The sequence below is a fragment of the Streptomyces xanthophaeus genome, from assembly GCF_000725805.1.
In the GTDB taxonomy this organism is placed as follows: Bacteria; Actinomycetota; Actinomycetes; order Streptomycetales; family Streptomycetaceae; genus Streptomyces; species Streptomyces xanthophaeus.
Genome location: NZ_JOFT01000024.1, coordinates 73033 through 85556 on the forward strand (window position 1 = coordinate 73033; position 12524 = coordinate 85556).

Consider the following 12524-nt stretch of genomic DNA (forward strand, 5'->3'; position numbering starts at 1 on the left):
CCGGTGCGACAGGGGTTAAGGGTCGAGGTCGTCGGCGGAGCGGGCGTCGAAGGCCCGCATCGCCCCGGCGGTGACGGGACCCGGACCCGAGCCGATCTCCCGGCCGTCGATCCGGACCACCGCCTGGACGTCGCGCAGCGAGGAGGTCAGGAAGACCTCCTCGGCCTGCTCCAGCGCCTCGAAGGGCAGGTCGGTCTCCTTGGCCCCGGCCCACTCGGCGACGAGGGCGCGGGTGATGCCGGCCAGGCAGCCGGAGGCGACGGGCGGGGTGTGCAGTTCCCCGTCGAGCACGACGAACACGTTGGAGCCGGTGCCCTCGCAGAGCCGGCCGACCGTGTTGGCGAAGAGCGCCTCGGAGGCTCCGGCCCGGTGGGCGGCGGCCAGCGCGACGACGTTCTCGGCGTACGAGGTGGTCTTCAGGCCCGTCACCGCGCTGCGCTCGTTGCGCACCCAGGGCACCGTGACCACGGCCGTGGTGTCCGGGCGGCGGGTGGTCGGCGCGACGGCGGCGATCAGGGTGGGCCCGGCCTCGCCGCGGTCGGAGCCGAGCGGGGAGACGCCGCCGGTGTAGGTGACGCGCAGCCGGCCGAGCGGCATCGGATTGGCCTCCAGTACGGCGGCGCAGGCCCGGCGCACCTCGTCGAGGTCGGGGTCGGGCAGACCGAGGCCGCGGGCCGAGCGGGTCAGCCGCTCCAGGTGGCGGGTGAGCCCGAAGGCCCGGCCGCGTTCCGCCTTGAGCGTCTCGAAGACGCCGTCGCCCACGGTCAGACCGTGGTCGAACACGGACACCTTCGCGTCGTCCGTGTCCCGCAGCGCTCCGTCGAGCCAGATCCTCACCGTGCTGTCCTTCCCCTAGTCCCGTTCGCCGCGCGGGCGGACGGGCGCCTCGTGGATCCCTGACGCTACCCGCAGCAGCCGGGCGGCCTTCAGCTCGGTCTCGGCCCATTCGCGGTCGGGGTCGGAGCCCCAGGTGATGCCGGCGCCGGTGCCGAAGAGCAGGCGGGGGCCGCCGGGGGCCTCCCGGTCGATCCAGAAGGTGCGGATGCCGACGGCCAGCTCGGCCTTGCCCTGGTCGGCGTCGACCCAGCCGATGCCGCCGCAGTAGGGGCCGCGCGGGGCGGTCTCCAGTGCCTCGATGATCCGCAGGGCGGAGGACTTCGGGGCGCCCGTGACGGAGCCGGGCGGGAAGGTGGCGGCGAGCAGCTCGGGCCAGCCCGCACCCTCGGCGAGCTCCCCGCTGACGGTGGAGACGAGGTGGACCAGGCCGGGGTGCTCCTCCACGGCACACAGCTCGGGCACGGTGACGGAGCCGGTGGCGCAGACCCGGCCGAGGTCGTTGCGTACGAGGTCCACGATCATCACGTTCTCGGCGTGGTCCTTGGGGAGCAGGTCGGCGACGGTGCGGCCGGTGCCCTTGATGGGGCCCGATGCGACGTGGCGGCCGGTGCGGCGCAGGTAGAGCTCGGGGGAGGCGGTGGCGATCTCGACGCCGTGAGCAGGGAGCCGAATCGTTCCTGCATAGGGCGCCGGATTGCCGCGCGCGAGCAGGGCGGTGAGTGCGTCGACATCGGCGCCGGCCGGGTCGGCCAGCGGCGCGGACATCACCCGGCAGAGATTGGCCTGGTAGACCTCACCTGCGGCGATGTGCTCGCGGATGCGCCGTACGCCGGCCGTGTAGGCGGCCCGGTCGAGCGAGGAGGTCCATTCGTCGGGGTCGGGGCCGCTCCAGGCCCCGGGGACGGGTGAGGGGACGGGGTCCGGACGTATGTCCCCGAAGCGCGCGCAGACGAGCCGCCCTTCGAAGTCCGCGGCCACGGCCCAGAACCCGGTGGAGTCGAGGGCGGCGGGATCACTGGTGACGTCTCGGAGGTCGGTCGCGAGGAGGCCGCCGAAGCGGGCCAGAGGAGGCAGGTCGTGCACGGCTGCGAGTCTATGACCGGTGACGCGGCGGCGCCGGTGAGGCGACTGCCGGGTGACCGTTGGTGATCGAGCGGCAGCACGCTGCGGAAACGCGTTTTTGAGCTGGCCCGGGAATCCGCTAGAGTTCAACACGTCGCCAGGGAGCGAAGGGGAAAACCCCGGAGCGAACACGGTGACCTGCGGACGTAGCTCAGTTGGTAGAGCACCACCTTGCCAAGGTGGATGTCGCGAGTTCGAGTCTCGTCGTCCGCTCGAAGTGGGGGATTTCTTCCCGAGAACCCCTGCAGCTCCATGGTGGAGTGGCCGAGAGGCGAGGCAACGGCCTGCAAAGCCGTCTACACGGGTTCAAATCCCGTCTCCACCTCCAAGGACGATTAGCTCAGCGGGAGAGCGCTTCCCTGACACGGAAGAGGTCACTGGTTCAATCCCAGTATCGTCCACTGATCCGCAAGGATCCCCGCGCGATTAGCTCAGCGGGAGAGCGCTTCCCTGACACGGAAGAGGTCACTGGTTCAATCCCAGTATCGCGCACGCAGCACTCGCAAGACCTGCACCACCTGCTTGATCTGCGGCTTCCAAGCCGTGGAGCCCGCGCGATTAGCTCAGCGGGAGAGCGCTTCCCTGACACGGAAGAGGTCACTGGTTCAATCCCAGTATCGCGCACCACCCGGAAGCCCCGGCCGTCACCACGGCCGGGGCTTCTGTCGTGCCCGGGTGCGCCTCGACGCCCCAGCGGCCCAGCGCCTCAGCGCCTAAGCGCCTCAGGAGGAGAAGAGCATCCGGCCGAAGCCTCCGCGGTGCTGACCGTGATGGCCGTGGCCGCCGTGGTGCGGGGCGCCCCAGGCGGGAGCCGGGGCCGCGTGCGGGGCCGGGTAGGGCGCCGGGGGCGCGGCCGACGGGGGGACCTGACCGTACTGCTGCGCCGTGTACTGGGACTCCAGGCGGGTCAGCGCCTCCAGCTCGCCGTAGTCGAGGAAGATCCCCCGGCAGCCGCTGCACTGCTCTATCTGGACACCGTTGCGGTTGTAGGTGTGCATCGCCGCGTGGCACTTCGGACACTGCATGACCGGATCAACTCCTCGCCGTGGACATCGCCATCGGATGCATGCCCGATGACGGGAAGCTCACCCTACGACGGGGACACGGAGTTCAAGTCGGCCGGGAGGGCCGCAATTCGGGCGCAGGCGTCCACCATCAGCCGCTCCACCTCTTCGAGTCGACGGCCCGCCTCCGCAGCCTTCGCCAGCGCCAGGGCGGCGCTCTGCACGGTGAGCGCGCGGGCGGCGAGGTCCAGTTCCGGCCACGGGTCGGCGCCGGGCGCACCGGCCGCCGGACCCCCGGCGCCGCGGTAGGCGTCCAGGAAGCGCAGCCAGGTCCCGGTGTCGAGCAGCCCTGCGGCGTACCAGGCCGCGGGGCGGGCGAGGTCCCACGCCTGGAGGCCGGCCCCGAGGTCGTCGACGTCGATGAGGAGCCAGGGCCCGTCCGGGGCGGGGTGGCGCACCAGCTGCCCGAGGTGCAGGTCCCCGTGGCACAGTCCCCCGCCGGGAGGCGCCACGGCACCGCCCCGGGCCCAGGCGGGCAGGGTGCGCGCGGCGGCCCGTACGGCGTCGGCGTCGGCCTCCCCCGGCCCTGCGGGGCGGGACGGCTGCGGGACGGCCCGCGCCAGGCGGTCCAGGGCGCGGGCGAGCTTGGCCGGGCCGCGCATCGGCGGGACCGGGCCGGGTAGGGAGCCGGGGGGAACCCGGTGCAGGGCCGCCAGCAGCCGGGCCACGGCCTCCCAGGGGGCGTCCTCGGGGCGCTCCGGGTCGACCGGGCTCCCGTAGGGCCACAGCGACACGGGCCGTCCCCGCAGGGACCCGGCCGCGGTGCGCAGCGGGGGCAGCAGCACCCCGGCGAGCGCGGGGTGCCCGGCGATCCGCAGCCGCACCGCGAGGGCCTCCCGGTCGGCGTCCGCGGCATGGGCCTTGGCCACGGTCCCGCCGCAGCGCACCACGGTCCCGTCTTCCCGGTCGGCGAGCACCTGGTGCGCCGCGGGGCCGGGGCCGGGGCCCGCGGCGTACCAGGCCGCGAGCGCGGCGGGCAGGGCGTCGGAGCCCGCGCTCGCGCCCACGTCTCGAACGGCTCGTCGCTCCAGCGGAACCAGGCCCCCTCCCCCGTCGGCGTGCGCCTCCCTCTCGTGCGGCACGAGCCTACGCGGGGCCCGAGGGCATGAAAAAAAGGGTGCTGCCCGTCCGACTCCCCAGCCGTACGGGCAGCACCCTTCACCTGCCGTCCGTTTCACCCCCGTCCCCACGGGGCTGACGGGCCGATGACACGTACCCGGGCCGCTCTCCCGGGTACGGGGCGCCGCTCAGCGCCCCAGCATCAGCCCCACGGACGACGCCTGCGCCGCCACCTGCTCGAAGCCTCCGAAGAGGAACAGCAGTACGGCGGCCAGGGGGAGCACCATGGCCGCGGCCACCAGCGGGTGGCGCGTGCCGGACTCATGGCCGTTGAACGCGAATGCCTTGCGTCCCTGCCGTGCGATGTCCGCCATGGTCCTCTCCCTGTCGTTTGGCAGCGGCGGGTTTGTGACCTCGGGGGACGAGTGCTCCGCCCGCCGCTTGTCTTCAACACTAGGCGTGTGGACGGCCCCTGGCCTCATGCCCTCGTACCCCTTCACGGGCCTCCGGGAGGATGACGGGGCCACCTTCGTGTACTCCCCTGGGTGGAGACCGCTGGCCCGCGCTCGGGGTCTTCCCGGAGGGGATGACCGGAGGGTAGTGACTTCACTCACTTCCGTCACTCCCTGTTCATGCGTGTCCTCGTACGGTCCACCTGCAAGATCGATCCGGCTGTCGGGGCCGTACGGTCCGCCCCCGCCCGGCGAAAGGGCCCGATGCCGGGGTCAATGACCTTGATTTCAGGGGGCTTTGGCACCGTTCGGCCTTGCCGTCCCAGTATCGTCCGGGGGACTTGAGGATCCCTCAAGTGGACTGCCCCGCACTGACGATCGAATCTCCGGGCGAGGGCGCGGCCTCTGAGCGCGCATGGCGGATCGTCCGTAAGCTGTGCCACGTCAACAGGACGACCGGTCAGCGGGGTGGACATGGCGATGATGCGGCTCCGGCGCGAGGACCCGCGTGTCGTCGGCTCGTTCAGACTGCACCGCCGGCTCGGCGCCGGCGGCATGGGCGTGGTCTACCTGGGATCGGACCGGCGCGGGCAGCGGGTCGCCCTCAAGGTGATCCGGCCGGACCTGGCCGAGGACCAGGAGTTCCGTTCGCGGTTCGCCCGCGAGGTGTCGGCGGCCCGGCGGATCCGGGGCGGGTGCACCGCCCGCCTGGTGGCGGCGGACCTGGAGGCCGAGCGGCCTTGGTTCGCCACCCAGTACGTCCCCGGGCCTTCCCTGCACGACAAGGTGGCCGAGGAAGGCCCCCTGACCGCCGTGCAGATCGCCGCGATCGGCGCCGCGCTCTCCGAGGGTCTGGTCGCCGTGCACGAGGCGGGGGTGGTCCACCGGGACCTCAAGCCCTCGAACATCCTGCTGTCCCCCAAGGGCCCGCGCATCATCGACTTCGGGATCGCCTGGGCCACCGGTGCCAGCACCCTGACGCACGTCGGCACGGCCGTCGGCTCCCCCGGCTTCCTGGCGCCCGAACAGGTGCGCGGCGCGATCGTCACCCCCGCGACCGACGTGTTCGCCCTCGGCGCCACCCTCGCCTACGCGGCGACCGCGGACTCCCCCTTCGGCCACGGCAGTTCCGAGGTCATGCTGTACCGGGTCGTGCACGAGGAGCCCCACCTGGTGGGGGTCCCGGACGCGCTGGCGCCCCTCGTACGGGCCTGCCTGGCCAAGGACCCGGAGGAGCGGCCGAGCACGCTCCAGCTGTCGATGCGGCTGAAGGAGATCGCGGCCCGCGAGGCGCAGGGGCTCTCCGACGGACGCCCGCCGGCCCAGCGGGTCCGTGCGGAGCGGCCCACCGGACGGCTCCCCGAGGCCGGCGACCTGTACGCCGACCAGCAGACGGAGCGCCGCCCCGGCGCCCCCGCCACGCCCCGGACCCAGGGCGGCCCGCAGAGCGGACCGCACTCGCGGCCCTCGTCCTCGCGCAACCCGGGCGGGCCCTCGTCGCGGCCTACGGCGGGGCGTACGGGCGGCCGCCCGGCACCCCGGACGACGGGGACGGGGCGGCGGCCGTCGCGGCCGGACCCGAAGCTGATGCGCCAGCGCCTGATCGTGTTCGTCGTGGTGACGCTGATCGTGGCGCTGGGCATCGCGGCGGCCCAGAAGCTCTAGCGGAGGCTTCTCAGGCGATCGGGGTGCGGCCCTGGGCGACGGCGTAGAAGGCGACGGCCGCGGCCGCGCCGACGTTCAGCGAGTCCACGCCGTGCGCCATGGGGATGCGTACCCACTCGTCGGCGGCGACCAGGGCCTGCGTGGACAGGCCGTCGCCCTCCGCCCCGAGCATCAGCGCGACCCGCTCCAGGGACTGGGGCGCGGCCACGTCGATCGGCGAGGCCTTCTGGTGCGGGGTGAGGGCGAGCAGCTTGAAGCCCGCCTCGCGGACCGAGTCCAGCCCCTTGGGCCACGCGTCGAGGCGTGCGTAGGGGACGGAGAAGACCGCGCCCATGGAGACCTTCACGGAACGGCGGTAGAGCGGGTCCGCGCAGTCCGGGGAGAGCAGCACCGCGTCCATGCCGAGGGCGGCGGCGCTGCGGAAGATGGCCCCGATGTTGGTGTGGTCGTTGACGGCTTCCATGATGACCACGCGCCGGGTGGTGGCGAGCAGTTCCTCGGCCGTGGGCAGCGGCTTGCGCTGCATGGAGGCGAGGGCCCCGCGGTGCACGTGGTAGCCGGTGACGCGTTCGGCGAGCTCCGGGCTGACGGCGTAGACCGGGGCCGGGAGCTCGTCGATGACGTCGCGCATGACGTCGACCCACTTGGCGGAGAGCAGCATGGAGCGCATCTCGTAGCCGGCGTCCTTGGCGCGTCTGATGACCTTCTCGCCCTCGGCGATGAAAAGGCCTTCGGCGGGCTCGCGCCGGCGCCGGAGTTCGACGTCGGTCAGGCCCGTGTAGTCGCGCAGGCGCGGGTCGTCGGGGTCCTCGACGGTGATGAGATCAGCCACAGGGTGATACTGCCTTGTCCTGGGTGTGGTGCCAACGGCCTGTCAGGCGCTGGTGCCGGTGAGGGTGTCGGGGGTGTCGGGGGTGTTGACCCGGACGACCTCGCCGATGACGATGACGGCCGGCGGACGGACCTCCTCGGCCCGGACGGTCTCGCCGACCGTGGCCAAGGTGGCGTCCACCCGGCGCTGGGTGGCGGTGGTGCCCTCCTGGATGACGGCGACCGGGGTCCCGGCGGCGCGGCCGTGGCGGACCAGGGCCTCGGCGATCAGGCCGATCTTGTCGACGCCCATGAGGATCACCAGGGTGCCGGTGAGCTTCGCCAGGGAGGCCCAGTCCACGAGGGAGCGCGGGTCGTCGGGTCCGACGTGCCCGCTGACCACGGTGAACTCGTGGGCCACGCCGCGGTGGGTGACGGGGATGCCGGCGGCTCCGGGCACCGAGATGGAGCTGGAGATGCCGGGGACGACGGTGCAGGGGATACCGGCCTCGGCGAGGGCCTGGAGCTCCTCCATGCCGCGGCCGAAGACGTACGGGTCCCCGCCCTTGAGGCGGACCACGGCCTTGCCGGCCTTGGCGTGCTCGATCAGCGCGTTGTTGATGGCCTCCTGGGCCATGAACCGGCCGTACGGGATCTTCGCCGCGTCGATGACCTCGACGTGCGGCGGGAGCTCGTCGAGCAGGTCGCGGGGGCCGAGGCGGTCGGCGATGACGACGTCGGCCTCGGCGAGCAGGCGCCTGCCGCGGACCGTGATCAGGTCGGGGTCGCCGGGGCCGCCGCCGACGAGGGAGACGCCGGGGGTGCTGGTGCGGCGGTGGGCGGGCGCGGTGAGGGTGCCCTCGCGCAGGCCCTCGACGACGGCGTCGCGTACGGCGGCGGACCGGCGCGGGTCGTTGCCGGTGAGCACGGCGATGGTGACGCCCTCGCTGCGGCCGGTCGCGGGGGTCCAGGCGGTGGCGGCGGAGGCGTCGTCGGCGCGGACGCACCAGACGCGCTCGCGCTCGGCCTCGGCGGAGGCGCGCTCGTTGTCCTCGCGGTTCTGGGTGGCGATCAGCGCGTACCAGGCTCCGGCCAGGTCGCCGTCCTCGTAGCGGCGCCGCTCCCAGCGGATCTCGCCGGTCTCCGCCATGGCGTCCACGGAGGGGGTGGCCGAGGGCGAGATGAGCAGGACGTCGGCGCCGGCCGCGATGAGGGCGGGGAGGCGCCGCTGGGCGACCTGGCCGCCGCCGATGACGACGACGCGGCGGCCGGCGAGTCGGAGACCGACGGGGTACGCGGGGTGTTCGGCCATGGCGGTGCGCTCCTGATGCGGCAGTCGTTCTGTCTTGCCGCTGCGGCTCTGGAGCGGCGGGGTGCTGACGTGCGGGTTCTTGCTGCGGGTCCACCATACGGCGCGGGCCTCGCGGGGGCGCGGACCGGGGCTCCGCCGGCCCGCGGGCCGGGCTTCGGCCGGTCCCTGGGCCGGGCCTTGGCCGACCCCTAGGCCAGGGTTCGGCCGGTCGTGAACCCGCCCGAGGGCCGGTCCCGGGCCCGCCCGTGGGCCGATCCCGACCAGTCCCTGGCCTGCCCGTGGGCTGGTCCGTGAGCCCGCCCGCAGGCCGGTCCGTGGACCAGTCCCTCGCCCGCCCGTAGGCCGGTCCGTGGACCCGCCCGAAGGCTGGCCGTGGGCCGGTCCGGGGCCCTGAGCCGGTGCCGTGTCACGCCCGTAGCCGTCCGTCCGCCGGTCCGAGGACCGGTCCGGGCCTGCTCGTGGGCTGGTCCTTGAGCCCGGCCGTGGGCCGGTCCGTGGACCCGGCCGAAGGCCCGCCGTGGGCCGGTCCGGTTCGGAGCCCTGAGCCGGTGCCGTGTCACGCCCGTAGCCGTCCGTCCGCCGGTCCGAGGCCGGTCCGTGAGGCCGTCCGTCGGGCCGGTTCGGGGGCGTGGGGCCCGGGGTCCCGGGGAGGCGGCGCCGCGCGGCGCCGCCTCTCCTGGCCGGGTCACTTCTCGGTGACGCCCGCCGAGTCGAAGGTCGCGACCTCGTGCATCGCACGGGCCGCGCTCTGGACCAGGGGCAGGGCCAGCAGTGCGCCCGTGCCCTCGCCCAGGCGCAGGTCCAGGTCGACGAGGGGGCGCAGGCCGAGCTTGTTCAGGGCCGCCACGTGCCCCGGCTCCGCGCTGCGGTGACCCGCGATGCACGCCGACAGGGACTCCGGGGCGATGGCCCGGGCCACCAGGGCGGCAGCGCCCGCGCTGACGCCGTCCAGGATCACCGGGGTCCGGAGCGAGGCGCCGCCCAGCAGGAGGCCCACGATCGCCGCGTGCTCCAGGCCGCCGATCGCCGCGAGGACGCCGATCGGGTCGGCCGGGTCGGGCTGGTGGAGCTCCAGGGCGCGGCGGACGACCTCGACCTTGCGGGCGTGGGTCTCGTCGTTGATGCCCGTGCCGCGGCCGGTGACCTCGGCGGGGTCGACCCCGGTGAAGACCGAGATCAGGGCCGCCGACACCGTGGTGTTCGCGATGCCCATCTCACCGGTGAGCAGTGCCTTGTTGCCCGCCGCGACCAGGTCGCGGGCGGTCTCGATGCCCACCTCGATGGCCGCGACGGCCTCTTCGCGGGTCATCGCCGGGCCCACCGAGAGGTCGGCGGTGCCCGGGCGGACCTTGCGCGGGAGCAGGCCGGGAGTGGCGGGCAGGTCCCCGGCCACACCGACGTCGATCACACAGACCTCGGCGCCGACCTGGTTGGCGAAGGCGTTGCAGACCGCGCCGCCCCCGAGGAAGTTGGCCACCATCTGCGTGGTGACCTCCTGCGGCCACGGCGTGACGCCCTGGGCGTGCACCCCGTGGTCACCGGCGAAGATCGCGACGGCCGCGGGCTCCGGGATCGGCGGCGGGCAGACCCGGGACAGCCCGGAGAGCTGCGCCGAGATGATCTCCAGCATGCCGAGGGCCCCGGCGGGCTTCGTCATGCGCTTCTGCCGCTCCCAGGCCTCGCCGAGCGCCTTGGCGTCGAGCGGCCGGATGCTGGCGACCGTCTCGGAGAGCAGGTCGTGCGGCTCCTCGCCGGGCAGCGCGCGGCGGCCGTACGTCTCCTCGTGCACGACCCACGACAGCGGCCTGCGCTGGGACCAGCCCGCCTGCGCGAGCTCGGGCTCGTCCGGGAACTCGTCGACGTAGCCGACGCACAGGTACGCGACGACCTCCAGGTGTTCCGGCAGGCCCAGCTCGCGGACCATCTCGCGCTCGTCGAAGAAGCTGACCCAGCCGACGCCGAGGCCCTCGGCGCGGGCGGCGAGCCAGAGGTTCTCGACGGCGAGGGCCGAGGAGTACGGGGCCATCTGCGGCTGGGTGTGCCGGCCGAGGGTGTGGCGCCCGCCCCGGGTGGGGTCGGCGGTGACGACGATGTTCACCGGGGTGTCGAGGATGGCCTCGATCTTGAGTTCCTTGAACTGCTTCGCCCGCCCCTTGGGCAGGGACTTCGCGTAGGCCTCGCGCTGGCGCTGGGCGAGCTCGTGCATGGTCCGGCGGGTCTCGGCCGACTTGATGACGACGAAGTCCCAGGGCTGCGAGTGCCCGACGCTGGGCGCCGTGTGGGCCGCCTCCAGGACGCGCAGGAGCACCTCGTGCGGGATCGGGTCGGTGCGGAAGCCCTTGCGGATGTCACGGCGCTCGCGCATGACGCGCAGGACGGCCTCGCGCTCGGCGTCGGCGTAGCCGGGGGCGGCTTCGCCCGCGGAGTACTCGGGCGCATCCGCCCCGGGCAGGGCTTCGGCGGGCCCCTCGGACACCTCGGCCGCCTCGGCGGGCAGCGGCTCGACGGCTTCCGCTGCGGGGGCGGGGGCGGCCGCTACGGGCTGCTCCGGCTCCGGGGCGGACACCGGCTCGGCGGCTTCGGCTGCGGTCGGCTGCAACGCGACGGCCTCAGGCGTCTCGGCCACGGCCGGGGCGGGCTCGGCCTGGACCGGCTCGGACACCTCCGCGGGGGCGGGCTCGGCCGCGGGGGCCGCCTCGGCGGGCACGGCGACGACGGGCTGGGACTGGGGCTCGGCCACTGCCTGGACGGGCTCGGGCTGGACGGGCTCGGGCTGGACCGCCGGCGGCTGCGCCGGGAGGGGCTCGGCCGCGGCCAGGAGGGGCTGCGCCTGGTCGGCGGGGGCCGGTTCGGCCACGACGGGCTCAGGCTGCGCCGGCGGCTGCTCGAACACCGGCTCGGCGGCCACCGCGGGCTCCGCGGGAACCGGCGGGAAGGGCTCGGCCTCGCCGGGCGCGGGCTGTACGGCTTCGGCCACCACGGGCACGGGCTCCGGCCCGGGCTGAACGGCTTCCGGCTGCACGGCTTCCGGCTGCACGGGTTCGGGCTGGACGAGCTCGGGCTGCGCCGCTTCGGGCAGGGCCGGCTCCGCCTGGACCGGCTCCGGCGCAGGCACCGGCTCCGGCTGCACGGACTGGGCCACGGCTTCGGCCGGCACCGGCTCGGGCGCCACGGGGAGCGGCTCGGGCTCGGCGGCGAACTGCACGGGCTCGGGCGCCCCGACGGCGGCGGGCACGGCTACGGGAGCGTCCTCGGGGCCGGGGAAGGGCGCGGGGAACGGCGGGGCGGCGGGAACCGGCTCCGGCGCCCACGGCTCACCGGCCTGCGGCGGCACCTCGGCCCGCGGGATGTCGAGGTACTCGGGCCCGGTGGTGGGCGGACCCGCGTGGCGGACCGGCGTGACCGGGGTGCTCAGCGCCGAGACCAGCGGGCCGGGCTGGACCGGAGCCGGGGCCGCAGCGGCCGCCTGGGCGGGGGCCGCGGCGGGACCGCGGTCCGCGAGGGAACGTACGACGCCGCCGGTGGCCTCGGGCACGGGCGGGCCCATGTGCAGCGGGCGCCGGGCCGGAGCCGCGGGCGCCGTCGGCGCGGCCGGAACGGCCTGCGGGGGCACCAGCCCGCCCAGGTCGAGCGCGCCGGAGTCACGGCCGCCCGCCTCGTGGGCGCCGGCCATGTAGGAGGCGTCGGGGAAGGCGGGCTGCGGGAAGTCGGCGTAGCCCGCGGGCTCGGCGTACGCCGCCGGGGCCTCCGGGTACGCGGAACCGCCGCCGTAGGGCGCGTCCGTGTAGTGCGGCAGCTCGCCCAGCGGGGGCTCGACCGGGAAGGCGGGGGCGGGCGGGACGATCTGCGGGTCGCTCCAGGCACCCTGGCTGCTCGGCATCAGCAGCAGTTCCTCGTCCTCCGGACCGGCCGGGTCGTCCACGAGGTCCTGGAACGCGTAGCCGGCCGGGAGCGGCGGCGGCAGCTGGCCGGGAGCGGGGATGCCCTGCTGATCCACCATGCCCGCATTGTCCGGGTGACCCTCGCCCGGGACCTGGCCGGTGTCAGTCATGCGTACCCCTCGCCCATCGGTGTTGCCTCTTCGATCGCCCGGCAGCCCACGAGGGCGCCGTGCAGAGTTGCCGTGAGACGCCTTCGTCTCGCACGTGCCCGCACGACAACCACTAAGCATTGTCGCGCCCGTTCGCCACCGCGGCGGCCATT

Annotated in this window: 9 protein-coding genes and 5 tRNA genes; 6 read left to right on the forward strand and 8 right to left on the reverse strand. The window is 74.7% G+C overall.

The annotated features are described in order from the left end of the window. Positions 1–15 precede the first annotated feature (15 nt). Together IO30_RS0116375 and IO30_RS0116380 are read right to left on the reverse strand one after the other, a co-directional pair. Positions 16–837 (reverse strand): aminotransferase class IV, encoded by an 822-nt coding sequence (locus IO30_RS0116375; RefSeq protein ID WP_031143662.1) that lies wholly within the window; start codon positions 835–837, stop codon positions 16–18. A gap of 15 nt (positions 838–852) precedes the next feature. Beyond that, the gene (locus tag IO30_RS0116380) at positions 853–1920 is read right to left on the reverse strand and encodes a chorismate-binding protein (RefSeq protein ID WP_031143664.1); all 1068 of its coding nucleotides are present in this window, start codon (positions 1918–1920) and stop codon (positions 853–855) included. A gap of 179 nt (positions 1921–2099) precedes the next feature. On the opposite strand from IO30_RS0116380, the gene IO30_RS0116385 reads away from it, so the two are divergent. From IO30_RS0116385 to IO30_RS0116405, 5 genes are all read left to right on the forward strand, one after another. Continuing rightward, a tRNA-Gly gene (locus IO30_RS0116385) sits at positions 2100–2172 on the forward strand. Positions 2173–2213: 41 nt separating this feature from the next. Next, positions 2214–2287: transfer RNA gene (locus tag IO30_RS0116390), tRNA-Cys, on the forward strand. A gap of 1 nt (position 2288) precedes the next feature. After that, a tRNA-Val gene (locus tag IO30_RS0116395) sits at positions 2289–2360 on the forward strand. Positions 2361–2379: 19 nt separating this feature from the next. Beyond that, positions 2380–2451 (forward strand) — tRNA-Val (locus tag IO30_RS0116400). A gap of 60 nt (positions 2452–2511) precedes the next feature. Next, positions 2512–2586 (forward strand) — tRNA-Val (locus IO30_RS0116405). Positions 2587–2681: 95 nt separating this feature from the next. Here the strand turns inward: IO30_RS0116405 and IO30_RS0116410 are convergent. The 3 genes from IO30_RS0116410 to IO30_RS0116420 all read right to left on the reverse strand — a co-directional run bounded on the left by IO30_RS0116410 (position 2682) and on the right by IO30_RS0116420 (position 4456). Further along, on the reverse strand, positions 2682–2984 hold the full coding sequence (locus IO30_RS0116410) for a TFIIB-type zinc ribbon-containing protein (protein ID WP_031143666.1): 303 nt from the start codon (positions 2982–2984) through the stop codon (positions 2682–2684). Positions 2985–3049: 65 nt separating this feature from the next. Further along, positions 3050–4030, reverse strand: a complete 981-nt coding sequence (locus tag IO30_RS0116415) for a phosphotransferase (RefSeq protein ID WP_078904394.1) — start codon at positions 4028–4030, stop codon at positions 3050–3052. 240 nt (positions 4031–4270) lie between these two features. Next, positions 4271–4456 (reverse strand): hypothetical protein, encoded by a 186-nt coding sequence (locus IO30_RS0116420; protein ID WP_031143669.1) that lies wholly within the window; start codon positions 4454–4456, stop codon positions 4271–4273. Between the two features lie 552 nt (positions 4457–5008). On the opposite strand from IO30_RS0116420, the gene IO30_RS0116425 reads away from it, so the two are divergent. Further along, on the forward strand, positions 5009–6199 hold the full coding sequence (locus IO30_RS0116425; RefSeq protein ID WP_078904405.1) for a serine/threonine-protein kinase: 1191 nt from the start codon (positions 5009–5011) through the stop codon (positions 6197–6199). A 10-nt stretch (positions 6200–6209) separates the two neighbouring features. On the opposite strand, the gene IO30_RS0116430 is transcribed toward IO30_RS0116425, so the two are convergent. The 3 genes from IO30_RS0116430 to cobT form a co-directional block, all read right to left on the reverse strand. Next, a complete protein-coding gene (locus tag IO30_RS0116430; protein ID WP_031143673.1) occupies positions 6210–7031 on the reverse strand; it encodes a TrmH family RNA methyltransferase in 822 nt (273 codons plus the stop codon). A 42-nt stretch (positions 7032–7073) separates the two neighbouring features. After that, positions 7074–8321 (reverse strand): uroporphyrinogen-III C-methyltransferase, encoded by a 1248-nt coding sequence (cobA, locus tag IO30_RS0116435; RefSeq protein ID WP_031143675.1) that lies wholly within the window; start codon positions 8319–8321, stop codon positions 7074–7076. 685 nt (positions 8322–9006) lie between these two features. Beyond that, the gene (gene cobT / locus IO30_RS0116440; protein WP_031143677.1) at positions 9007–12372 is read right to left on the reverse strand and encodes a nicotinate-nucleotide--dimethylbenzimidazole phosphoribosyltransferase; all 3366 of its coding nucleotides are present in this window, start codon (positions 12370–12372) and stop codon (positions 9007–9009) included. Positions 12373–12524: the final 152 nt, after the last annotated feature.